The following is a 23,866-nucleotide window of genomic DNA, read 5'->3' as shown; positions in this document are numbered from 1 at the left end:
TCAGCCCCTCTGCGATGCGCACGGCCATGTCTGCTTCTCCGCCCTTGCCTTCCGCGACCCGACGCGGCCATCTGAAAGAAGTTCAACCCATCGAGGACAGAGATGATCGAAGATGTCGAACCCGGCAAGGCATGGGACGCGATGAAGGCCGATCCCCGTGCGCAGCTGTGTGACGTGCGGACCGATGCCGAATGGAATTTGGTGGGAATCCCCGATCTGCAGGAGATCGCGCGCGAGGTCGTGCTGATCCCCTGGCAGGTCTATCCCAGCATGCAGCGCAATGCGGGCTTCCTCGGACAACTGGCAGAAGCCGGTCTCGCCCGCGATACGCCGATCTATTTCATCTGCCGGAGCGGCGCGCGCAGCATGGCAGCGGCGGAAGCGGCTTCCGCCGCAGGCTATACCGAAGTCTACAACGTGGCGGACGGGTTCGAGGGTCCGCTGGACCCGGATGGCCATCGCGGCCAAGTGGCCGGCTGGAAAGCGGCTGGGCTCGCCTGGCGGCAGCGCTGAGAGCGACGTATTGATGAGCGTCTGATTCACGGTTCAGCTGCATCGTTCCCGCGCTTCGCTCTGAACCGATCAGACCCTAAGGAGGGGAAAGATGACCAAGCCCGATCTCGTGGGGCTCTGGGAAGAGCATTGCCGGCACGAATTCGAAACGCGCGACGTGGATGCCACGATGGCGACGATGGTGGCCGAACCTTACGTCAACCACATCCCGACCATGACCGGCGGTGTCGGCCACGATCAACTCAAGCGTTTCTACAAATACCATTTCATCAACGGCAATCCGCCGGATTTCCGCCTGACCTCGATCAGTCGCACAATCGGTGACGATCGCATTGTGGACGAGTTCATCATGCACTTCACCCACACGACGGAGATCGATTGGCTGCTGCCCGGCGTCCCGCCCACCGGCAAGGAAGTCGCTATTCCGGCCGTCGCCATCATCCAGTTCCAGGGCGACAAGCTGGTGCACGAGCATATCTACTGGGATCAGGCGACGGTGCTGGTGCAGGTGGGTTTGCTTGATCCGACCGGTTTGCCAGTAGCTGGCGCGGAGACGGCGCGCAAAGTTGCGGACAAGACACGGCCGAGCAACGAACTCATGGCTCGCTGGGCGACGAGCGAAGGCGAACCGATCTGACGACGCGGCATCCGGGGGCGCGCCCCCGGATGCCGGCTCCTATTGATTGTAGGCGACGCGGATGACGAGGAGCCAGGGATAGCGCGTGTCGACCACGGCGCCGTCCGGCCTCGCCAGAAGCCCTTGATCGGTGACGGGCACGTGCGTGAGCGCCACCGCATCCTCCACATTGCCGCCGATGATGCTGATCTGCCCAGGCGCTTTCGCGACCACGATGCCGCAATGCGCGGGGAAGCGACCGGCAGGCAGCTGCGCATAGGTCAGCTTTTCGGCCCGTCCCCGTCCCGTGCAGATAAGGTCGCCGATGCCGGGCGCGTAGGCGTTCGGCGGCTCTGCCTGGATTGCATATTGATTGGTCTGGTTCAACGTCTGCTCGACCGCGGCATTGATGTAGACGCTGTGGGATTCGGCATAGGGGAAGCCAGCACCCGCACCCGCCATCCGCATGACGAAGGAGATGAAGGCGGCCGACCAGGCGTAGCTGCCGTCGTCCTGTGGCGGGAAGGCGACGCCACTCCCATCCTGCTTGCCCGTCCAGCCCGCGCTTGCATTGCTCTGGTTCATGCCGATCCACCAATAGAGGCCGACACGCTGCCAGAATCCTGGCTGGCGCTCGGCCTTGGTATCGGGGTCGACGGGCGCCTCGTTATGCGGGTCGGCGTCATACACCACCTGTCCCCAGGCGCGCCATTCGGCATAGGCGATGGCGACGGCGGAGGCCCGGTCGAAATTGCCGAAGCAATTGCGGATGAAGGGCGGCTCTTGCCCGTCATCGCTCTGCGCGAGGCAGGCCGCCAGGGAGGGTGGCGACACCCAAGCCCCGTGTCTTGTGGCGCTGGGCTTGCCGGCACAGGCCGAGAGGGCAAGCGCCGCCAGGAGCAGGCCAAGGGTCGCCTTTGTCATTGGATGGAAGAAACCTCAGGCGCGTTCGGGAAAGAGCGAGAGCAGGCCCGTTTCGCTCGCCGCGCAGCGGCCACGTTCGGTGATGACGCCGGTGACGAGGCGGGCGGGCGTCACGTCGAAGGCTGGGTTGGCGGCGCCGCTGCCAATGGGGGTCACCTGGATGGTGGCGAGGCTGCCATCGGCGGTTTGACCCGTCATCAGCGTGACCTCGGCGGCCGACCGCTCCTCGATCGGGATCTCCCGCACGCCGTCCCGGATCGTCCAGTCGATGGTGGTGGAGGGCAGCGCTACCCAGAAGGGCACATCATTGTCGTGCGCCGCGAGGGCTTTGAGGTAGGTGCCGATCTTGTTTGCGACATCGCCGCCGCGCGTGACGCGGTCGGTGCCGACGATCACGAGGTCGACATCGCCATGCTGCATGAGATGGCCGCCGGCATTGTCCGCGATCACCGTATGCGGCACGCCATGGCTGCCGAGCTCCCAGGCGGTCAGCGACGCACCCTGGTTGCGCGGGCGGGTTTCGTCGACCCAGACGTGAACGTCAATGCCCTCGTTATGCGCCATGTAGATCGGCGCAAGCGCAGTGCCCCAGTCGACCGTCGCGATCCAGCCGGCATTGCAATGGGTGAGGATGTTGACGCGCTTTCCCGGGCGCACGGCGGCGCGGATGAGTTCCACGCCGTGGCGTCCGATCGCTTCGTTCTGCGCGACATCCTCATCGGCGATGGCTGCCGCTTCTTCATAGGCTGTGGCAACGCGCTCTTCCACGCGCGTATTGCGCAGGCGCTCCAGCATGCGGTCGATCGCCCATTTCAGATTGACGGCGGTCGGGCGGGTCGCGGCGAGCATCGCGGCATCGCGCTCCATCGCCTCCGTCGAGGCATCGACGCGCAGTGCGAGGCAGAGACCGTATGCCGCTGAAGCGCCGATCAGCGGCGCGCCACGCACGCGCATGGTGCTGATCGCTTCCGCCATCTCCTCCGCCGTTGCGATGCGCAGGATGGTGAGCGACCAGGGCAGCTTGGTCTGATCGATGATGCGGACGGACCAGCCGTCCTCGTCCAGCCAGATGCTGCGGTAGGAAACGCCGTCGATCTTCATGGTGTGTGACTTTGTTCTGATGGGCCAGTGGCGCGTTGATGCAATACCGCGATGAGCGTGAAAAGACGTCGGGCGGTGTCGAGGTCGAGCTCTACCTTGCTGGCGAGACGCGCCGAGACAAGCGCTGCCGCCTCGTTGTGGAGACCCCGCCTGCCCATGTCGATCGCCTGGATGCGGGCCTCGCGGCCTTCCTGGATCGCAGCGGCGTAGCTGTCCAGCAGGAGGACATAGTCCTTGATGATGCGGCGAAGCGGGCCGAGCGAGAGACCGATCAGCGCCACGGGCTGCATCGCTTCGTTCCGGATGTCGAAGAGCAGCCGGCCGTCGTGGACGGACAGCGCCAGGATGAAAGGCCCAGGGCCTGCGCCACGCGGCGCGAAGTAATTGCCTGTTTCAAGATCCATGACGGCCTGGGCACGATCCGCTTCCACCATCGGCGGAAGATCAGCCGGGATGCCGTCGCTCAGGATAATCCGTGAGAGATGGGGAGGCGCTGCCGGATCAGAGCGGGTCATGCGACGGTCGCTCCGCGACCGGCTGCCGCGAGCCGCCCGCCTGTCGCCGAGACATCATGATCGCCAGAATCACTTGTGGCGTGGCGAAGATTCGAAACGGCCCGGCTCGGCCAGGCTTGCGCGAATCGCCCGGCACCACGCGCCGCGACCCCCCCGCTGCCCGCGGCGGCGAGGCGCGTGTTTCGGCATGATGGCCGATGGGAAGCCGGGACAATACTGAACATGGCGTTGATACGAATGTGAGGTTACGGCGGTGCGATGGCGAAGTCACGAAAGCCGGAGCGGTTGCTGCCAAGCGGTGGCAGGCGCCCCGCGGCAGGGTTCTCGCTGTCTTAGAAGAATTCACATTTGGAAGGAAGCTGGCCGGTTCATGCATCCAGCTCGAATCCAGGGCGACGCCGAGGATTGCAGGTCGGCGCCGCTCGATGGCGGCGAATGGCTGCTTTGCGGCAAGCCATGACACGATGTTAGAAAAAACGGCGCGCGCGCGCCGTCGCGATTTCTTCCAGACGTCAAAGACGCTGATGAAATCGTCATGGTTGTCGACAGAGGCGCCGGGGGTTGATCCGTCCCGGATCCCGGGATGGCGGCCGAAGGTTTGTCGCCGTCGTAATAAAACGTAAAAACGAGTTCATCGTGATCGCCTTTTTCTTGACAGTTTGATTCGAGACTTGAGATAGCGAACAAACCGTACCGCTTCACGAGTCGCGTGGGTTGCACGGTGGCGGTGGGAGAAGGTGACGACGGTCCGACCTGTGGTGCATCGGAGAGTTGGCAGCCTTCGGCTGATGGTCGGTGGGAATGGGTGTCGGGGAAGACTGTTCCGGCATCGTCGTTACCGCAGCGTTGGGCAGTCAGGGATCGCCGGAACCGAGCCGAAGAAGGCGCCACGCGCAAGGGATGTGAATGACGGCCGAGGTTCGCTTTGGCCGGTGGCAAATCGAAGACATCAACGAGACAGAAGGAGTGCATGTAGTGAGCAACGAGAAACAGGGCGAGACGGCTTCCACGCCGCGTAGCCGCGCATTGGCCGTGCGGGCGACGACGCGTCGCGCGCCGGCGAAGCGCACGACCGCCGCCGCCAAGACTGCGGCGGCGAAGCCCCGTGCGGTGGCGAAGGCCGTGAAGGTCCCAGCCAAGACGGTGAAGGCCGCGAAGCCCATGAAGGCGGCGGCAAAGACCGTGAAGGCGCCGACGAAGGCTACGAAGGCTGCAAAGCCCGCGAAGGCGGTGGCGAAGACCGCGAAGACTCCGGTGAAGGCTGCAAAGCCTGTGAAGGCTGTGGCGAAGTCGGCAAAGACTCCGACCCGCACGGTAAAGGCTGCGAAGCCGGCGAAGGCTGCAAAGCCCGTGAAGGCCGCAGCGAAGACCGCGAAGCCGGTGAAGGCTGCGAAGCCGGCGGCGAAGGCCACGACGAAGAAGACGACGACGGCCCGCAAGGCTGCTGCCCCCGTCACGAAGCGCGCGGCCGCGAAGACGACGACTGCCGCGCGCAAGACGGCGACGTCGCGTAAGGTTGCGGCGACCACCAGCACCCGCAAGCCCGCTGCCGCTGCCCGCAAGACTGCGACCGCCCGCAAGGTTGCAACGACGACCAGCACGCGCAAGCCGGCTGCCGCCGCCCGCAAGCCCGCGGCCACGCGCAAGCCCGCCGCCACGTCCCGCAAGGCCGCGACGACGGCCCGCACGGCCGCGACGACCCGCAAGGCGACCGCGACGCGTACCGCTGCGGCGCGCAAGCCGGTGACGACGGCCCGCAAGGCCGCCGCCAAGACCACCGCGCCTGCCGCACGCAAGACGACCGCGCGCAAGGCGAAGGTTGCGACGCCGGTTGTCGCCGCGCCGGCTGCGCCCCCGGCCGTCGAGAAGAAGACCCGCCGTCCGCGCAAGGCGAAAGAGGTCGTGACGTCCACACCCGCGACTTCCATGCCCATGAGCGAGACGCCGGCCGAATCGCCGATGGAGAGCACAGGCGACGAGACCGAGAGCGCGTAACGGCGGCTCTCGCTTCGTAGAGCCCGATGACTTTGGGTCGCTTCGCCCCGACGTCTCAAAACGGTCTCTAGGTTCTCGCTCTAGAAAAACGCGGCCGGCGAGGGGACTCGCCGGCCGCGTTTTTGTTCGTGGGGAGATGATCGGGCAATCAGCCTGTGAGCCGCCGTCGTGGTGCGGCTGGGCGTCAGCCGGGGAAGTGCTTCAGGAACGCCTGCGCCTGATCTTCCCAGCGTGGCAGGGCGCGCCCGGCCTGCCAGGATGCATCGGCGAGTGCCGCGTGGACATCGGCGTCGTAGATGATCCGGCGCAACGCCTTGGCCAACTGTACATGATCGCCCGGTTCCACGATGGCGCTCGCTGCCGCGGGAATGACCTCGGGTGCTGCCGCCTCGCGGGCGAGGGCGAGCGGCAAGCCATGCCGCACCGCTTCGGCAACCGCCATGCCGTAGCCTTCGAAGATGCTTGCCGAAATGAAGACATCGGCCGATTGCCAGAGTGCTTCCATCTGCTCTGGCGTGCGCGGGCCGACGAAGGTGACGCGGCCGGCAAGGCCAGGGCCCTCGGCCAGCCTCCTCAGGACCGCTGCGTGCTCGGGGTCGATGCTTGCGTCACCGCAGATGGTGAAGCGCCAATCGAGATCGGGCAGGCTCTGCAGCGCCCGTAGGACCGTGTCATGGCCCTTGCGGGGGATCAGGCTCGCCACGGAGAGCAGGTGCCGTCCTGGGCCGCCTGAGCCCGCGCTGCGCGGTGTTTCCGGAATGCCGGGCGCAAGCACCGTGATCTGCGCCGCATCCAGCCCCACGGCGTCCACAAGCTGCCGGCGCACGGCTTCGCTCGGCACCAGAAGATGGGCGAGGCATGGCAACAGTGCGCGCTCGGCGGCGAGGAAACGGGCGCGCTCGGCCTCCGGCAATTGCGGTTCCTGCGACATCGGGTGATGCAGCATGCCGATCGCGCTGGTGAGATGGGTCGCCTGCTCCGCGAAGGCGTAAAGGCAGAAGCCGTCGATGAGGACGCGACCGGCGGGCAGTGCCGCCGCGATAGCGGCTGCATTCTGCAATGCGGCCTCGTCCGGCTCCGGATGACGGCCCAGCACGGATTTGAGATCGACCGAGGCTCCGAGGGCGCGAAGCGCCTCCGCCAGGCGAGTGTCGTAGACGATGGCGCCGGTCGTGGGCGGGAAATTGCCCGGCGTAAAGAAGGTCACGGGCATAGGCGTCGGTCAGACCTTGAGGTGATCGGGGATGGTGAAGCCAAGACGGTCCGGAATGCTCCAGACCTCCTTGATCGCGCGCGTCCGGCGAAATCCCACCCGCTCATAGGCGGGAAGCGCCCGCGGATGGTCGGCGGTGCAGGTATTCACCGTCATGCCTCGGATGGGGCCGGACCAGGCATTGTCGATGGCATGGCGCAGGAAGGCCGAGCCGATACCCTGCCCGACCGCATGCGGCATCAGGCCAAAATAGTTGAGATTGATGAAAGGCCAGTTGGAGGCATCGAGCTCATAGAAGCCTGCCGGCTGGCCGTCGAGATAAAGAACATGGACCGCGATTTGCGGGTTGTGCAGGACGGCCGCAAGCTCGGCATCCGGCATCACACGGCGCAGCCACCAGAGATAGGGGTGGCCGACCTTCATCTGCAGGTCCCGATACTGTTCGTTCGTCGGGTGGCGGAGGTGATGAACGGTCGCGTTGGGTGGAAGCTGAGGGGCAGGCCCCTGGGGCCTTTCGGTCATCTTGAGGAAGGTGACCGTGACACCCACCCGTGTCACGGCCTCCGCGTCCCGTAATGAATTTCCGCGTCCGCGTCCCAGCATCGCGCCCAGCACACTCAATCGTCCAGGAAGCTGCGAAGCTTGCGGCTGCGGCTCGGGTGCTTGAGCTTGCGCAGCGCCTTGGCCTCGATCTGGCGAATACGCTCGCGCGTCACGTTGAACTGCTGGCCGACTTCCTCCAGCGTGTGATCCGTGTTCATGCCGATGCCGAAGCGCATGCGCAGAACACGCTCCTCACGCGGCGTGAGGCTGGAGAGCACCCGGGTTGTGGCCTCGCGCAGATTCGCCTGGATCGCGGCATCGAGCGGGATGACCGCGTTCTTGTCCTCGATGAAATCGCCGAGGTGGCTGTCTTCCTCGTCACCGATCGGGGTTTCGAGGCTGATCGGCTCCTTGGCGATCTTGAGCACCTTGCGCACCTTTTCGAGCGGCATGCCGAGTTTCTCGGCCAGCTCCTCGGGCGCGGGCTCACGGCCGATTTCGTGCAGCATCTGGCGCGAGGTGCGCACGAGCTTGTTGATCGTCTCGATCATGTGCACCGGGATGCGGATCGTGCGGGCCTGGTCGGCGATCGAGCGGGTGATCGCCTGGCGGATCCACCAGGTGGCATAGGTGCTGAACTTGTAGCCACGGCGATACTCGAACTTATCAACCGCCTTCATCAGTCCGATATTGCCCTCCTGGATGAGATCCAGGAATTGCAGGCCGCGGTTGGTGTATTTCTTGGCGATCGAGATGACGAGGCGGAGGTTAGCCTCGATCATCTCCTTCTTGGCGCGGGCACTGTCGCGCTCGCCACGGCTCACCGTCATATAGACGCGCCGGAATTCCTCGATCGACAGGCTCGCATCATTGGCGATGGCAGCGATCTGGCCGCGCAGATCGGCGATCTGCTCGGGGAATTTCGAGACAAAGAGCTGCCAGCCCTTGCCCTTCAGGGAGCCCACACGCTCCATCCAATTCGGATCGAGTTCGTTGCCGCGGTATTCCTTGAGAAACTCGTCGCGCGGCACCTTGCAGGATTCGGCGAGGCGCAGCAGCTGGCCTTCCAGCGCGGTGAGGCGCTGGTTGAGCTGCTTGAATTGGGCGACCAATTCCTCGATGCGGTTGTTGTGCAGGCGGACCTGCCGCACCTTCGCGACCAGTTCCTCGCGCTGCTTGGTGTAGCTCTTTTCCGAGCGGAGATTCATCTCCTCGCCGCTGGTAATCGATTCCAGCCGCTTGTGCTGCACCTTGTGCAGCTTCTTGTAGAGGTTCTCGATCTCGTCGAAGGTCGCGAGGGTCTCGGGCTTCAGCTTTTCCTCGAGCGCGGAAAGCGACAGGTTGCTGCCTTCGCCCTCTTCCTCATCGCTGTCATCCGTCGCATCGAAGGCGGGCGGGGCGGCGGGTTCGCTCTCCTCGCCTTCGGTCTCGCCTTCGCCCTCGGCGGGCGGGTTGCCCATGCCCTGGGTCGCCTCGAGGTCGATCACGTCGCGCAGCAGGATCTTTCCATCCTTCAGCGACTCATGCCATTCCACGATGGCGCGGAAGGTGAGCGGGCTTTCGCACAAGCCCCCGATCATCATGTCACGCCCGGCCTCGATGCGCTTCGCGATCGCGATCTCGCCCTCGCGGGAAAGCAGTTCGACGCTGCCCATCTCGCGCAGGTACATTCGCACCGGGTCGTCCGTGCGGCCGGCATTCTCGGCATTGATATTGCCGGTCTGCTCAGGGCTTTCTTCGTCGTCGTTGTCGACGGGCTTGGCGGCGACGGCTTCGCCTTCCTCGCTCTCCTCGCCCTCGATGACCTGAATACCCATCTCGCTAAGCATGGACATCACATCTTCGATCTGCTCGGAGCTGTTCTGCTCCGGCGGCAGGACGGCGTTCAGCTCGTCGAAGGTGATGTAGCCCCGCTCCTTACCCTTGGAGATGAGCCGCTTGACGGCACCGGACTGGGTGTCGAGCGTGGTTTCGGTATCGGTGTCAGGCGTGGGTGCCTCGGCAGTCGCAGTAGGCTTGGTTGCCATCATTCACACCTCTTCGCCGTGGGTCTGCGTCGTCATCATCATCATGCCCCGATATGGGGGCAAAAGTCCGCTGGTCATTCGTCTGGTCATTCGTCGTCGGCCGCCCGGCTCAGCCCGTTTCCATCTCGCCCGCTTCCAGGCGCCGCAACGCCTGGGTGAGCGCCACGAGCTGTCGCGCTGTTTCGGCATCCTGGGTCTGCTGATAGTCGCGCTGCTTGGCGGCGACCTCGTCCCTCAACTGCGCTTGTCGCATGAACCCGTAAATCTGCCACCAAAATGCCGCGACTTCTGCTGGTGATGCATTGGGCATCGTGCTGGGTATGAGCGGGTTGGCCCCCAGCACGGCAGACACATCCCCATCATAGTCGAGCCGGCGGAGATGGGCGTTCAAGGCCTCGCTGTCAAGCCGTGGATCAGTTTCCAACCATGCGGCCAGAGCATCGCGCAAGCGCAGGAATGGCGCGGGCAAATCCAGCATGCCGAGGGCCTCCTCAAGATCGGGCAACAGCATGGGATGGGTCAAGAGGATCGCCAGAAGAGTTCGGGCCCTTTCGACCTTTTGCTCCTCGGATTGATCGTGAGTCTTCCGCGGTGGAATGAGAACGGGAGGCGGCATCGGGCGACCGCGCGCCCCGCGGGGCGCGAAACCCTGGCCACCCGCCGTCGCGCCCTGGCGCGGATTGCGGGCGGAACGGAAGCGATACCAGTCCTCTTTCCAGCGGTCCCGCAACAGGCCCCAGAAGGTAGTGGAGATCGCCTTCTGGGGGATGCTGTTCGCGGCCTCGTCCAGCTGATCCCGGAATTTCGCCCAACTCTCGGCGGAATTGGGCGCAACCTCGTCTTTCGTCAGGCTGTAGATCGCGGTCTCAAGCGCGTCGCGGGCCAGCTCCTCCGCGAGGCCCTTGGCACCGCGGCGGGTCACGATGGTATCCGGGTCCTCGCCCTGCGGCAGGATGACGATGCCGAGGCTGTGCTCGGGGGTCAGCAGCGGCAGGCAGAGGCCGATGGCGCGGCGGCCTGCGCGCCTGCCGGCGGCGTCGCCATCGAAGCAGAAGACCGGACGCTCCTCGTAATGCCACAGGGCTTCCACCTGCTCCTGGGTGATGGCGGTGCCGAGGGGGGCCACGGCCGGAAAGCCCGCCTGGGCGAGGGCGATGACATCCATATAGCCCTCGACCACCAGCAGGCCCTGGCGTTTCTCCCCGGCCCGTGGCTTCTGCCGGGCGAGGTCAGCGCGTGCGGTGTCGAGGCCGTAGAGGTTGCGGCGCTTGGAGAAGAGGGCGGTTTCCGGCCCATTGAGGTATTTCGGCTGGCCATCGCCGATGATGCGGCCGCCGAAACTGACCATGCGGCCGCGCGCGTCCCGGATTGGAAACATCACGCGGTTGAAGAAGAAATCGACGAAGCGGCCGTCCTCGGTTTTCTTCATGAGGCCGGCTTCCACAAGCTCGGTCTGCTTGACGCCGCTGCGGGCGAATTCGGCCGCAAGCTGGCCGCGCCCGCCGCCCGAATAGCCCAGGCCGAAGCGGCGGATGGTTTCCTCGGTCAGGCCACGGCCGCGCAGATAGTCGAGGGCGGCGCGGCCTTCCGGCTCATGCAGCAGCTTCTGGTAGTGCCGCGCCGCCGCATCCAGGATGTCGTTCAGATCCGTGCGCCGCTTTTCCGCGGCCGCCGCTTCCGGCGTCGGGCGGGGTACGTCGAGCCCAGCTTCGGCGGCGAGCTGCTCCACTGCCTCCATGAAACCCGCACTCTGCGTCTGCATCACGAAGCCGATGGCATCGCCATGCGCGCCGCAGCCGAAGCAGTGATAGTGGTCGGCATAGACATAGAAGGACGGCGACTTCTCGTTATGGAAGGGGCAGCAGCCCTTCCAATCCCGGCTCGACCGGCTGAGCTTCACCCGCCGCCCGACGAGGGCGGGGAGCGGCGTGCGCGCCCTGAGCTCGTCGAGGAAGGAGGGGGGAAGCGCCATGCCTCTGGTTAACCCGCGAGCTGCGCTTTCACAATCGCGCCGATGCGCGCCATGTCCAGCGCGGCGCCGTGCTTCTCCTTCAGTGCCGCCATCACGCGGCCCATGTCCTTCACGGACGCGGCGCCGGTAGTGGTGACTGCCGCGCGGACGGCCTCCTGCATCTCCTCCTCGCTAAGCGCGCGGGGCAGGAAGCGCTCGATGACGATGATCTCGGCCTCTTCCTTGGCCGCGAGTTCGGGCCGGTTACCCTTTTCGTAGAGCTCGATGGCTTCGCGCCGCGGCTTGATCATGGAGCGCAGCATGCCCAGCACCTCGTCATCGGAAATACGCTCGACCCCCTTGGGGCGGGCCGCGATATCCGCATCCTTCAGCTTGGCCATGATGAGGCGGACGGCGGAGAGAGTCTCGCCATCCTTGGCCTTCATGGCATCTTTCATGGCGGCGGTGATGTCGTCTCGAATGCTCATGCTCTTCTCTCCACCCGCCTCGCGGGAAGTTTTTTCCCAAGCTCGCGCTTAGTCGTTGAACTGGGAAATATCTTCCCGTATGTGAACGCCATGCCCCTAGCAGTCAATGATATCGTACAACGCCTCGGCGGTCCCGAAGCAGCAGCGCGGCTGACCAATGTCAGCCTGGAAGCCCTGCGGAAGTGGAAGCAGGCCGGCACCATCCCCTCGAAACATTGGCGCACCATCCTCGCCGCCACCGGCCTGACGCTGAGCGACATGCCGGGCAGCGCTTTGTCGGGCAGCGTGACCGACCCCGTATCGAAGGACGTTCCGACCATGCCGGATGCCCAAAATCCTGCTTCGCTTGCGCCGCCCGAAGGGGCGACGGCCGTGCTCGTGCTCGCCGATGGCAGCCTCTGGTGGGGCCGCGGTTTTGGCGCGCATACGCCGGAGGGCGGCGCCCGGGTGGGCGAGGTCTGCTTCAATACCGGCCTCACCGGCTACCAGGAGACGATGACCGATCCGTCTTTCGCCGGGCAGATCGTGACCTTTACCTTCCCCCATATCGGCAATGTCGGCGCCAACCCACAGGATGACGAGGCGGGGACGCCGGCGGCCCGCGGCCTGGTGACGGCGCAGGACGTAACCGAACCCAGCAATTGGCGCGCCGCGCGAAGCTTCGTGGCCTGGCTGCAGGCAATGGACCTGCCCGGGATCGGCGGCATCGACACGCGGGCATTGACCATGCGCATCCGTGATGGCGGCGCGCCGAGCGGTGTGCTCGCCTTTCCCGCGAGCGGCCGCTTCGACATTCCGGCGCTGCAGGCCCAGGCCGCTGCTTGGCCCGGGCTCGAGGGCATGGATCTCGCGAAAGAGGTCTCCTGCACCCAAAGCTATGAGTGGACCGAGACGGTGTGGCAGTGGGGCGAGGCCCCCGCGCTTGAAACAGGGGGCCACCAGGCCGCCCCGCGCCATCACGTCGTCGCTGTCGATTACGGGGCCAAGCGCAATATCCTGCGCAGCCTGGCCTCGGCCGGCTGCCGGGTGACGGTGGTGCCGGCAACGGCCACCGCCGAGGACATTCTCCGCCACCAGCCGGATGGTCTGTTCCTGTCCAATGGCCCCGGCGATCCGGCGGCGACGGCGGCTTATGCGGTGCCGGCGATTCAGGGTGTGATGGCGACCGGCCTGCCGATCTTCGGCATCTGCCTCGGCCACCAGCTGCTCGCGACCGCGCTGGGCGCGAAGACGTACAAGCTCGATCGTGGCCATCGCGGCGCCAACCAGCCGGTGAAGGACCTCGCTACGGGCAAGGTGGAGATCACCAGCCAGAACCACGGCTTCGCCGTGGACGACAACAGCCTGCCCGACGGTGTCGAGGTCAGCCATGTCAGCCTCTTCGACGGCAGCAACGAGGGCATCCGCGCGCCCCGCAGCCGCGCCTTCTCCGTGCAGTATCACCCCGAGGCGAGCCCGGGTCCCTCCGACAGCCACCACTTGTTCCATCGCTTCGTCGCGATGATGGACGCCGACAAGGCGAAGGGTTGAGTCCATGCCGAAACGTACTGACATCCACTCGATCCTGATCATCGGCGCGGGCCCCATCGTCATCGGCCAAGCCTGCGAGTTCGACTATTCGGGCGCCCAGGCCTGCAAGGCACTGCGCGAAGAGGGCTACCGGGTCATCCTCATCAACTCCAACCCGGCGACGATCATGACCGATCCGTCGCTGGCGGACGCGACCTATATCGAGCCGATCACGCCCGAGATCGTCGAGCGCATCATCATCCGTGAGAAGCCGGATGCGCTGCTGCCCACCATGGGCGGACAGACGGCGCTGAATACCGCGCTGACCCTGGACCGCGCCGGCATCCTCGCGAAGCACGGCGTCGAACTCATCGGCGCCAAGGCGGATGTCATCGACCGTGCCGAGGACCGGCTGAAATTCCGCGATGCCATGACGGAGATCGGTATCGAAAGCCCGAAAAGCGCGATCGCCCATTCGATGGCCGAGGCGCGCGAGGCGCTGGCGCTCGTCGGCCTGCCCGCGGTCATCCGCCCGAGCTTCACGCTGGGCGGCACCGGCGGCGGCATCGCCTACAATAAGACGGAGTTCGAGCACATCGTTTCGGGCGGCCTCGAAGCGAGCCCGACGACGGAGGTTCTCATCGAAGAGAGCGTGCTCGGCTGGAAGGAATACGAGATGGAGGTCGTGCGCGACAGCGCCGACAACTGCATCATCATCTGCTCCATCGAGAATGTGGATCCGATGGGCGTGCATACGGGTGATAGCGTGACCGTCGCCCCCGCGCTGACGCTGACCGACAAAGAATACCAGCGCATGCGCGATGCCTCCATCGCCTGCCTGCGCAAGATCGGCGTCGATACCGGCGGCTCCAACGTGCAGTTCGGCCTCAACCCCGCCGATGGTCGCATGGTGGTCATCGAGATGAACCCGCGCGTGTCGCGCTCCTCCGCGCTCGCCTCCAAGGCTACGGGCTTCCCGATCGCCAAGATCGCCGCGAAGCTCGCGGTGGGCTATACGCTGGACGAGCTGAAGAACGACATCACCCGCACGACGCCCGCGAGCTTCGAGCCGACGATTGACTATGTGGTGGTGAAGATCCCGCGTTTCACCTTCGAAAAATTCCCCGGCACGCCGGCGCTGCTCTCCACCAGCATGAAGTCGGTGGGCGAGGCGATGGCCATCGGCCGCTCCTTTGCGGAAGCCCTGCAGAAGGGCTTGCGCAGCATGGAGACAGGTTTTTCCGGCCTCGACGAGATCGAGGCGCCGGGGGACGGCACGGCCGAAGCCTTCCGCGCCGCACTCTCCGAACCCCGCCCGGACCGTCTGCTGATGGCGGCGCAAGCTATCCGGGCCGGGCTCAGCCTGGAAGACATCCATGAGTGCTGCAAGTTCGATCCCTGGTTCCTGGGAGAGCTGAAGCGCATTGTGGATGCTGAGGCCCCTGTGCGCACGGGCGGCTTGCCGCAGACGGCGCTTGGACTTCGGCGCCTCAAGGCGCTTGGTTTCTCGGACAAGCAACTTGCCCGGTTGTCGGGGCAGAGCGAAGCCGCGGTGTCCGGCTTGCGCGAAAAGCTCGGCGTGCAGCCAGTCTATAAGCGCATCGACACCTGTGCCGCCGAATTCGCCTCCGCCACACCCTATATGTATTCGACCTTCGAGGCTGGCTTCGGCACGCCCGTTTGCGAGAGCGACCCGACCAGCCGGCGCAAGGTCATCATCCTCGGCGGCGGCCCGAACCGCATCGGCCAGGGCATCGAGTTCGATTATTGCTGTGTCCACGCGGCCTATGCGCTGAAGGAAGCCGGGTTCGAGACCATCATGGTCAACTGCAATCCGGAGACCGTCAGTACCGACTATGACACCTCCGACCGTCTTTATTTCGAGCCGCTGACGGCCGAGGACGTGATCTCCCTGATCCGCCGCGAACAGGAAAAGGGCGAAGTTCTGGGCTGCATCGTGCAGTATGGCGGGCAGACACCGCTGAAACTGTCCCAGGCGCTTTCCGCCGCCGGCATTCCCCTGCTCGGCACCAGCGCCGACGCGATCGACATCGCCGAAGACCGCGAACGCTTCCAGGAGCTGCTGCACAAGCTCGCCCTGCGCCAGCCGGAGAATGGGATTGCGCGCTCCACCGCGGAGGCCGAGGCGATCACCGAGCGCATCGGGTATCCGGTCGTCATCCGGCCGAGCTACGTGCTGGGCGGGCGGGCGATGGAGATCGTGCATGACCGCGCTCAGCTCTCCCGCTACATGCGCGAAGCGGTGCGCGTCTCGGGCGACAATCCCGTTCTCATTGACCGCTATCTGAATGATGCCATCGAGGTTGATGTCGACTGCATCGCGGACGGCAGAGACGTGTTCGTCGCGGGCGTGATGGAGCATATCGAGGAGGCGGGCATCCATTCGGGGGACAGCGCCTGCTCGCTGCCACCCTATTCGCTTTCCCCCGCCATCATCGAGGAGCTGAAGGCCGAGACCGTGGCCATGGCGCGCGCGCTGGGTGTCGTCGGCCTCATGAACGTCCAATACGCGATCAAGGATGAGACGATCTACGTGCTGGAGGTGAACCCGCGCGCGGCGCGCACCGTTCCCTTCGTCGCCAAAGCAACGGGCGTGCCGGTTGCCAAGATCGGCGCGCAGGTGATGGCCGGCGCCAAGCTTTCGAGCTTCGAGCTTGAGGCCCATGCCGTCGGTCCCCATGTCGCGGTGAAGGAATCCGTCTTTCCCTTCGCGCGCTTTCCGGAGGTGGACACCATTCTCGGCCCCGAAATGAAATCGACTGGCGAGGTCATGGGGCTGGATACGAGCTTCGCTCGTGCCTTTGCCAAGGCGCAACTCGGAGCCGGAGTGCGCCTGCCGATGGCAGGCACGGTCTTTCTCTCGGTCAAGGAATCGGACAAGGGCGCCATGGTGCCTTTGGCGCGCCGTCTGTCCGAGATGGGGTTTACCATTATGGCAACCCGCGGAACGGCGGCGCGTATTCGCGAAGCGGGTCTTGAGGTCAAGACGGTCGCCAAAGTGCTGGAGGGCCGGCCGCATTGCGTGGACGCCATTCAGTCCGGCGAGATCCAGATGGTGATCAACACCGCATCCACCCCGCAATCGGTCAAGGACAGCTTCGCCATCCGGCGCAGCGCACTGACTGGGAGCGTGCCGCATTTCACGACCATTGCCGGGGCGCGGGCCGCCGTTCATGCGGTGGCGGCTATGAAATCAGGGCCGCTTGAAGTTGCGCCGCTACAGTCCTACTTTCGTTCCCCGTTCTGATAGCCTGCCCTAGCTTTCGCGGGCGTTCTTCGGGAATGGCGGGGAGGCTGGGGCCGGATCACCCTCGTGATCCGGCTCGTTTGCTTTTAACTGGTCCGAACGGACTGATGACTGCGAGGACGTTGCGTGCAGAAATTTCCGATGACCGGGCCTGGCCTGACCCGACTAGAGGCGGAGCTGCGTCTTCTGCGCAGCGAGGAACGGCCGGCGGTTATTCGTGCCATCGCCGAGGCGCGAAGCCACGGCGACTTGAGCGAAAACGCCGAATACCATGCGGCGCGCGAGCGCCAATCCTTCATTGAGGGCCGCATCCAGGAGCTGGAGGAGATCATCTCCGCCGCCGAGGTGATCGATCCGGCATCCCTTTCAGGTGAGAATGTGAAGTTCGGCGCCCATGTCCATCTGGTGGATGAGGAGACCGAGAAAGAGGCGACCTATCAGATCGTGGGCGTGCATGAGGCCGATATCAAACAGGGCCTGCTTTCGGTGTCCTCGCCGCTGGCCAAGTCTCTGATCGGCAAGAAAAAGGGCGATACTGTCTCGGTGCCGGCGCCAGGCGGGGATCGATCCTACGAGATTATTGCGGTCCGCTTCGGCTGAGCGAGGCCGAGATGACCCTCTCATTCGCCGATGTCGAGGCGGCGGCCGGCCGTATCGCCGGCCGCGTGCTGCGCACGCCTGCCGTCCGCAGTGACAGTCTGAGCCGGGCGACCGGGGCCGAGATCGTCCTCAAGCTCGACAATCTTCAGGCGACCGGCGCCTTCAAGGAACGTGGAGCGGCAAACCGCCTCTCTCTTTTGTCTGCCGATGAGACGGCGCGCGGCGTCATCGCCATGTCGGCCGGGAATCACGCCCAGGCTGTGGCCCGCCACGCCCATCTTCTGGGAATTGCGGCGACCATCGTGATGCCGAAATTCACGCCGACGACCAAGGTGACGCGTACCGCCTCCTGGGGCGCCCGCGTGGTGCTGCATGGCGAGAGCCTGGCAGAAGCCGCCTCCCATGCCCATGCGCTGGCGGCGCAGGAAGGCCTGGTCTTCATCCATCCCTATGACGATGCCGGCATCATCGCCGGGCAGGGAACGCTCGCCCTCGAGCTTCTGCAGGACTTCCCGGATCTGGACGTGATCGTGGTGCCGATCGGCGGCGGCGGGCTGCTCTCCGGCTGCGCCACCGCGGCGCTCGCCATGCGGCCCGGGATCGAAATTCTGGGCGTCGAGGTCGAGACCTACAGCGCCATGGCGCAACGCCTAGCGGGTCAACCGGTTTCGGTCGGCGGCCAGACCATCGCGGAAGGCATCGCGGTGCGTGATGTGGGCGAGCTGCCCTATCGCATCCTCAAGGATCTCGGCATCGAGGTGCTGGTTGTGCCCGAAGCCGCCATCGAGCAGGCTATCGGCCTACTCGCCGAGGGCGCCAAACTGGTGGCAGAAGGGGCAGGGGCGGCGGCACTCGCCGCCGTGCTGCATGTCCCTGACCGTTTCGCCGGGCGCCGCGTCGGCCTGCCGGTCTGCGGCGGCAATATCGATGCCCGCATCCTGTCCAACACCCTGCAGCGCAATCTGCTGCGCGACGGCCGCATGCTGCGTCTGGTCATGGAAATGCCGGACCGGCCCGGCATGCTGGGCGATATCGCGACGCGCATCGGCAATGAGGGCGGGAATATCCTCGAAGTGGCGCATCACCGGCTGTTCAGCTCGCCCACCGTGCAGGCGGCGCAGCTGGAAGTGATGATCGAGGCGCGGGACGCGGCCCATGGCAGCTTCATCGAACAGAAGCTGCGCGAGGCCTATATCGTCCGCCGGCTCTGAAAAGAAGCGGGCGCCCCGCGGGGCGCCCTTTTCTTGCAGTCAAAGCACCCGCAGGCGCCCACCCTCAAAACGATAGACTTCCTCGTATTTGAAGGCGAGCGGCCGGCCAGGCTTCGCGATATGCGGCTCGAAGGTGAACATCGGCACCGTGTCAAGCCGGACGGTGCAGGTCGCGTCCATATACGCACGGCCGTGCAGGTCATCCCCGATATTGTGGCCGAAATTGCCCAGGAAATCGAGATTCTCGAAGCCGAGTTCGGCGAGCCGCGCGGCCATCAGCCCATGCAACGCCTGGAAGGTCATCTCCGGACGCGCGACCTCAAGCAGATGAGCGTGGAGGGCGGCTTCCGCCGCCATGCCCTCGGCCTGCTCAGGCCCGGCTTCTGCGGCAGTCACCAATGCCCCGTCCTTGAGAAAGAAGGAGCGGGCGCAGTCCCCCCAGATGCCGTCGATCTCGGGGGCGACGTCCACCGTCACCATATCGTCCGGTGCGATCGGGATATCGGCCGCCTGATAGACGTCCCCCTCTTCGGAGACGCGGAGGCGAGGGCCGGCCAGGATCACGCAGGGCATGTCGAACCACCAGTAGCCGGTCGCGCCCCGCGCATCCATGATGCGCCGGGCCTCCGCCATCAGGCTGATTTCCGTGGCCCCGGGCCGGATGTAGCGGCCGAGTTCGGCGAGGCTTTCGCGGGCCAATGCCTGAGCTGCCTCATAGCGGGCGAGGTCGCCCGCGCTGAGAATGAAGCCTGCGCCGCTCACGGAATATAGTCGTTCGTGTAGTAGGTGGAGGGGCTCTTCACCGCGGGAATCTGCCCAATATCTTTCAGCGCCTCGGCGAGTACCGACCACTGCTTGTCGGTCTGCTTGAAATAGCCGTCCGGTCCCTTCATCAGGCCGGCCGTATAGGTCCAGCCGATAAGGTTGTAATTCTCGCTGCCCGAGGGCGGATAGGCCTTGGTGAAGAGCTGGGCCGCCTCCTTCGGGTGGGCGACGGACCAGTCGATCGCCTCCGCCGTCGCGGCAAGCCAGGCCTTGGCCGTCGCGCCATTGGTCTTCAGCCAGTCGGGCGAAGCGGTGAAGGTCCAAACCGGAATATCCGGCACGCCGATGTCGCCGTCACAGGCCATGGTCGGCGTCTCATGCGCGCCGTCTTCGATTTCGGCCAAGCCGTAGGCGGCGGCATTCGTTGCAATATCGATCTTTTTTGTCAACAGCATCGGGATGTCATCATCCGTCGCAATGATCTGCTGCACGTCGCTATCCTGCAGTCCGGCCTTCTTCAGCACGAAGCCCATCATCGCCTTGGTCCAGGAATCGGTGAAGATGCCGATGGACTTGCCCTTCAGCTTGCTCATGTCGATCGGCTCGTTCGGGCGGCCGATGAGGCACCAGCTGTTGCTCTGGGTGAAATTCGCGATGGCGACGACGGGCACGCCCTGGTTCGCCGCGAAAATGAGGTCGGTCGTCGCCTCGAAGCCGATATCCGCCCGTTTGGTGGCCAGCATGCGCGCGGTCGTCTGCGCGTCGGGCGGAAAGAGGACATCCACCTTCAGCCCATGCTTCTCATAGAAGCCCTTCTCCTGACCGACCACGATCGGCACCATGTCGAAATCGGCGACCGGCCAATCATAGACAAAGCGGACGGTCGTGAGGTCGGCGGCACGGGCCGGCGCCGCCGCCGCGAGCAGGGCGATGCCCAGCGCCACGGCCGTAAGGCACTTCAGGGGGGCGAGCGAAGGCATCATGAGATCCTTTCCGGGCCAGGGGATGAAAACGAAAGCTGGCCAAATACTTATGCGATGATTCGATATCGATCCAGAAGTTCCATTTGAAACGGTTCGAGTTGTGGCTTCAAGGAAAAATTGGCCTGTGGCAAAAAAAGCTATGGGCGTTGCGTTGTTACCCGGTCTATCTAGTGGATACAGTCAAGACTACGAAGATGTTGTCTTGAACCGATACAAAAGGGCCGGACGGTCCATCAGGTCTCGAAATACGAGGGGGATATCGATGAAGCGCAAACTGTCTTCGGTGGTTGCGTTGCCGGAGCCGTCCGCCCACGAGCATTCGGCTCGGAGACCGACCATCCGGGACGTTGCCCGCGTGGCCGGCGTTGCGGTGAGCACGGTGAGTTACGTGATCAATCGAAGTGGCCAAGTCTCGGCCGAAACGCGGCTGAGGGTCAATAGCGCCATCCACGCGCTTCGCTACGAGCCCAATCTGCTCGCGCGCAATCTCAAGGCGGGGCGGGCGGGCTCCATCGGTCTCATCGCGCCCGATCTCAAAAACCCCTTTTTCGCGGCAGTCTCCTCCGGCGTGCAGGAGATCGCGCAGGCCCGGGACATGCTCCTCGTGCTCTGCACCACCCAATCCGCCCAGCATTGGGAGAATTATTACAGCCAAGTCCTGCGGGCACGACGGCTCGATGGGCTGATCTTCCTGAGCGGCAGCGGCATGCTGACGCCCTCTCTCATGGAGCTGATCCAGAGCGACAGCGTGGTGCTGGTCGACGAGCGCCTGCCGGGTCTCGAAGTGCCCTGCGTCGTCTCGACCAATCGGCGCGGGGCGCGGTCGGTCGCCGACCATGTGCTGGGGAACGGCCATCGGCGGGTCGGCATCATCTCCGGGCCGCAGACCCTCTGGACCGCCGGCCAGCGCATGTCGGGCTACCGGGAAGCGCTCGCCGCGGCGGCAATCGAACCCGATTCGGTGCCTGTCGTGGCTGGCGACTATCAGCAGCAATCGGGGTATGAGGCCGCGCGCATCCTGCTCGACGTGCCGCCCGCGGAGCGCCCCACCGCGTTGATCTGCGCCAATGACCTCATGGCCATCGGCGCGATGCTCTATTGCCGGGAACAGAGCCTCGAAATTCCAAAGGATATCAGCATCTGCGGCTTCGACGACATCCCGCTCGCGGGCCTCGTCCAGCCCGGACTGACCTCGGTCGACCAGCGCGCTGAGCAATTGGGCCGCTCGGCCTGCCGCCTTCTTCTGCGACTGATCGCCCCGCCCAATCCGGAGGACCAGGGTTCCATCGAGACGGACCACTCGACCAATCTCGTGGTCCGGGGCTCCGTGGGTCCCGCACCGGCGGGTTAGCGCGTCATTGTCACAGTCTGGCCAGGTGATCGGGGTCTGATCGGCCGGGCTGCGACCTGGTCCGCGGCAGAAGGAAAAACCAGATAGGCCGCCCGCACCCGGCATGGGCAAGGGCGGTTTTCATGGTTAGATGCGGTATCCCGGAAAGGTTTGGCCGATGCCGCACGACAATCCGCTGATCGCTCTGCTCGTCATCGGACTGGGCCTGGCCTTCGTTCTGGGCACCGTCGCCCACCGGCTTAAGGTTTCGCCCCTCGTCGGCTATCTGCTTGCGGGCGTGATGGTGGGGCCCTTCACCCCGGGCTTCGACGCGGATCAGGCGCTGGCCCTGCAGCTCGCGGAAGTGGGCGTCATCCTGCTCATGTTCGGCGTCGGCCTGCATTTCTCGATCAAGGATCTGTTGGCCGTCCGCGCTGTCGCCCTGCCGGCGGCGATTCTGCAGATGGCGATTTCGGTCCTGGCCGGGATGGGGCTGGGATGGCTGCTCGGCCTGTCCGCCGGCGGTGGCCTCGCCCTCGGCCTGGCTCTGAGCATCGCGAGCACGGTTGTCCTGACCCGCGGATTCCAGGAACGGCGGATGGAGGATAGCGAGGCCGGGAGAATCGCTGTCGGCTGGCTGGTAATCCAGGATCTCATCACGGTCCTGGTTCTGGTTCTTCTGCCGATCCTGGCCTCTCTCCTGCAGGATGGAGGTTCGTCCCATCCGCCGCTGTCCCAGCTGATGCTTCTGATCGGCGAGACGATCGCCAAGGTCGTCGCCTTCATCGCCATCATGCTGCTGGTCGGGCGGCGGGTGATTCCGTTTCTGCTGCATTATGTCGCCCATACCGGTTCGCGCGAGCTTTTCCGCCTCGCCGTGCTGGCCATCGCCCTCGGCGTCGCCTTCTGCGCCGCGCATCTTTTTGGCGTGTCCTTTGCGCTTGGCGCCTTCGTGGCCGGCATGGTGATGAGCGAATCCCAGCTCAGCCTGCGCGCCGCGGAAGAGACCCTGCCGTTGCGCGACGCCTTTGCTGTGCTCTTCTTCATCTCGGTCGGCATGCTGCTGGACCCCGAGGTCCTGGTGCATCAGCCGCTGCAGTTGATCGGCCTGCTCCTGGTCATCCTGGTGGTGACGCCGGGCGTTGCCTTTCTTCTGCTCCGGGCCATGGGGCGTTCCTGGGCGACATCAATTACCATTGCGCTGGGCCTCGCCCAGATCGGCGAATTCTCCTTCATCCTGGCGGCCCTCGCGCTCGGCCTGCATCTCTTCGCCAATAACGTGCGGGATCTGGTTCTCGGTGCGTCCATCCTTTCCATTATCGTCAACCCGCTGCTTTTTCGGTTGATGAAGCAGTTTCGGCCCTGGATCGACCGCAAGGACGGCGTTCTGCCACTTCCTTCGGACGCGGCGGAGCCGGCGCTGGCTTTGCCCAGGACCGATCTTGCAGACCATGCCATCCTGGTGGGCTACGGCCGGGTGGGGCAGCGGGTCGCCGAGGGTCTGCGACAGTCCGGCTGGCCGCTTCTCGTCATCGAGACGGGAGAGGGCACGGCGCGCGCGCTGGAGCAAGAGGGCGGCGTCACCATCATTACCGGCAATGCCGCCGATCCCGCGGTGATGGAGGCGGCGAACCTGGCGGCGGCGCGGCTCGTTATCGTCGCCATTCCCAATGTATTCGAAGCGGGGCAGATCGTGGCCCAGGCGAAGGCCGCGAACCCCACCGCCATCATCATCGCGCGCGCTCATTTCGACCAGGAAGTGACCCACCTGGCCAAGCTCGGCGCCGGCATCGTCGTCATGGGGGAGGAAGAGATCGCGCGCACCATGCTCAGCTATGCGCGGGAGACGCCGGGCGACGCGCCCATCCTCGAGGGAGAAGCGGTCGAAGCCGATGAGATAGCTATGGATAGTCATGCAAAGAATGATTTCGTCGATCCGCCGGGATAGCTCCCTCCAGGCAACCTCTGCCGGCATATTGGCCGCCTTCGTGGGCTTCGGTTCCTCCTTCGCCGTCATTCTCAAAGGTGTCACCGCCGCCGGGGCAAGCCCGACGGAGGCCGCTTCCGGGCTGCTCGCGTTGCTGATCGTCACCGGGCTTTTCGGCATCATCATCAGCCTTTGGACCCGGGTGCCGATCCTGGTCGCCTGGACCACGCCGGGGGCGGCGCTGCTGATCAGCAGCCCTTCCGTTCATGGCGGCTTCCCTTACGCGGTCGGTGCCTTCCTCGTCTGCGGACTGCTGATCATGATCTCCGGGCTCTGGCCCGCGATGAGCCGGCTGGTGGGGGCGATCCCGCGCTCGCTCGCGAGCGC

20 protein-coding genes are annotated in these 23,866 nt (G+C 65.1%); 9 read left to right on the top strand and 11 right to left on the bottom strand.

Going from position 1 to position 23,866, the window contains the following annotated elements; all coding sequences use genetic code 11:
• Positions 1-102: 102 nt before the first annotated feature.
• Together VL752_RS17710 and VL752_RS17705 are read left to right on the top strand one after the other, a co-directional pair.
• Positions 103-513, top strand: coding sequence for a rhodanese-like domain-containing protein (locus VL752_RS17710; protein ID WP_325357188.1), 411 nt, complete (start codon positions 103-105; stop codon positions 511-513).
• A 91-nt stretch (positions 514-604) separates the two neighbouring features.
• Positions 605-1,150 (top strand): ester cyclase, encoded by a 546-nt coding sequence (locus tag VL752_RS17705; protein WP_325357187.1) that lies wholly within the window; start codon positions 605-607, stop codon positions 1,148-1,150.
• Between the two features lie 39 nt (positions 1,151-1,189).
• Here the strand turns inward: VL752_RS17705 and VL752_RS17700 are convergent, their stop codons facing one another.
• The 9 genes from VL752_RS17700 to VL752_RS17660 form a co-directional block, all read right to left on the bottom strand.
• Positions 1,190-2,053 carry a DUF2272 domain-containing protein gene (locus tag VL752_RS17700; RefSeq protein ID WP_325357186.1) on the bottom strand — a complete coding sequence of 288 codons (864 nt, stop codon included), beginning with the start codon at positions 2,051-2,053 and terminating at the stop codon, positions 1,190-1,192.
• A gap of 15 nt (positions 2,054-2,068) precedes the next feature.
• A complete protein-coding gene (gene mtnA, locus VL752_RS17695; protein ID WP_325357185.1) occupies positions 2,069-3,154 on the bottom strand; it encodes an S-methyl-5-thioribose-1-phosphate isomerase in 1,086 nt (361 codons plus the stop codon).
• Positions 3,151-3,669: a UPF0262 family protein gene (locus tag VL752_RS17690; RefSeq protein WP_325357184.1), complete on the bottom strand. Its 519-nt coding sequence runs from the start codon at positions 3,667-3,669 to the stop codon at positions 3,151-3,153. Before VL752_RS17690 ends, mtnA begins: the two co-directional genes overlap by 4 nt.
• Positions 3,670-4,523: 854 nt before the next feature.
• On the bottom strand, positions 4,524-5,723 hold the full coding sequence (locus VL752_RS17685) for a hypothetical protein (protein WP_325357183.1): 1,200 nt from the start codon (positions 5,721-5,723) through the stop codon (positions 4,524-4,526).
• A gap of 125 nt (positions 5,724-5,848) precedes the next feature.
• The gene (locus VL752_RS17680) at positions 5,849-6,877 is read right to left on the bottom strand and encodes a glycosyltransferase family 4 protein (protein WP_325357182.1); all 1,029 of its coding nucleotides are present in this window, start codon (positions 6,875-6,877) and stop codon (positions 5,849-5,851) included.
• A 9-nt stretch (positions 6,878-6,886) separates the two neighbouring features.
• Positions 6,887-7,435 (bottom strand): GNAT family N-acetyltransferase, encoded by a 549-nt coding sequence (locus tag VL752_RS17675; protein ID WP_325357181.1) that lies wholly within the window; start codon positions 7,433-7,435, stop codon positions 6,887-6,889.
• Positions 7,436-7,494: 59 nt separating this feature from the next.
• On the bottom strand, positions 7,495-9,447 hold the full coding sequence (gene rpoD, locus VL752_RS17670) for an RNA polymerase sigma factor RpoD (protein WP_325357189.1): 1,953 nt from the start codon (positions 9,445-9,447) through the stop codon (positions 7,495-7,497).
• Positions 9,448-9,556: 109 nt separating this feature from the next.
• On the bottom strand, positions 9,557-11,419 hold the full coding sequence (gene dnaG, locus VL752_RS17665; RefSeq protein WP_325357180.1) for a DNA primase: 1,863 nt from the start codon (positions 11,417-11,419) through the stop codon (positions 9,557-9,559).
• Positions 11,420-11,427: 8 nt separating this feature from the next.
• Positions 11,428-11,886, bottom strand: a complete 459-nt coding sequence (locus tag VL752_RS17660) for a GatB/YqeY domain-containing protein (protein WP_325357179.1) — start codon at positions 11,884-11,886, stop codon at positions 11,428-11,430.
• Positions 11,887-11,976: 90 nt separating this feature from the next.
• Between VL752_RS17660 and carA the strand changes: the two genes are divergently transcribed.
• The 4 genes from carA (at position 11,977) to VL752_RS17640 (ending at position 18,474) form a co-directional block, all read left to right on the top strand.
• Positions 11,977-13,416: a glutamine-hydrolyzing carbamoyl-phosphate synthase small subunit gene (carA, locus tag VL752_RS17655; protein WP_325357178.1), complete on the top strand. Its 1,440-nt coding sequence runs from the start codon at positions 11,977-11,979 to the stop codon at positions 13,414-13,416.
• Between the two features lie 4 nt (positions 13,417-13,420).
• Positions 13,421-16,663, top strand: coding sequence for a carbamoyl-phosphate synthase large subunit (gene carB, locus VL752_RS17650; RefSeq protein WP_325357177.1), 3,243 nt, complete (start codon positions 13,421-13,423; stop codon positions 16,661-16,663).
• Positions 16,664-16,789: 126 nt separating this feature from the next.
• Positions 16,790-17,263 carry a transcription elongation factor GreA gene (greA, locus tag VL752_RS17645; protein ID WP_325357176.1) on the top strand — a complete coding sequence of 158 codons (474 nt, stop codon included), beginning with the start codon at positions 16,790-16,792 and terminating at the stop codon, positions 17,261-17,263.
• 11 nt (positions 17,264-17,274) lie between these two features.
• A complete protein-coding gene (locus tag VL752_RS17640; protein WP_325357175.1) occupies positions 17,275-18,474 on the top strand; it encodes a threonine ammonia-lyase in 1,200 nt (399 codons plus the stop codon).
• 39 nt (positions 18,475-18,513) lie between these two features.
• Here VL752_RS17640 and VL752_RS17635 read toward each other — a convergent pair whose 3' ends face one another.
• On the bottom strand, positions 18,514-19,236 hold the full coding sequence (locus tag VL752_RS17635) for a M24 family metallopeptidase (protein ID WP_325357174.1): 723 nt from the start codon (positions 19,234-19,236) through the stop codon (positions 18,514-18,516).
• Positions 19,233-20,222, bottom strand: a complete 990-nt coding sequence (locus tag VL752_RS17630) for an ABC transporter substrate-binding protein (RefSeq protein WP_325357173.1) — start codon at positions 20,220-20,222, stop codon at positions 19,233-19,235. The genes VL752_RS17635 and VL752_RS17630 overlap by 4 nt, the downstream gene beginning before the upstream one ends.
• 262 nt (positions 20,223-20,484) lie before the next feature.
• Between VL752_RS17630 and VL752_RS17625 the strand changes: the two genes are divergently transcribed.
• From VL752_RS17625 to VL752_RS17615, 3 genes are all read left to right on the top strand, one after another.
• Entirely contained in the window at positions 20,485-21,573 is a 1,089-nt protein-coding gene (locus tag VL752_RS17625) for a LacI family DNA-binding transcriptional regulator (protein WP_325357172.1), read from the top strand.
• A gap of 157 nt (positions 21,574-21,730) precedes the next feature.
• On the top strand, positions 21,731-23,500 hold the full coding sequence (gene ybaL, locus VL752_RS17620; RefSeq protein ID WP_325357171.1) for a YbaL family putative K(+) efflux transporter: 1,770 nt from the start codon (positions 21,731-21,733) through the stop codon (positions 23,498-23,500).
• The coding region (locus tag VL752_RS17615; RefSeq protein WP_325357170.1) for a benzoate/H(+) symporter BenE family transporter at positions 23,466-23,866 on the top strand (401 nt) is incomplete at its 3' end. The genes ybaL and VL752_RS17615, both read left to right, overlap by 35 nt.

Origin of the sequence: Acidisoma sp., assembly GCF_035492295.1 — a bacterium.
Classification (GTDB): Bacteria; Pseudomonadota; Alphaproteobacteria; order Acetobacterales; family Acetobacteraceae; genus Acidisoma.
Note: the sequence above shows the minus strand (reverse complement) of the source record. Positions and strands in the feature narration are given on the sequence as shown.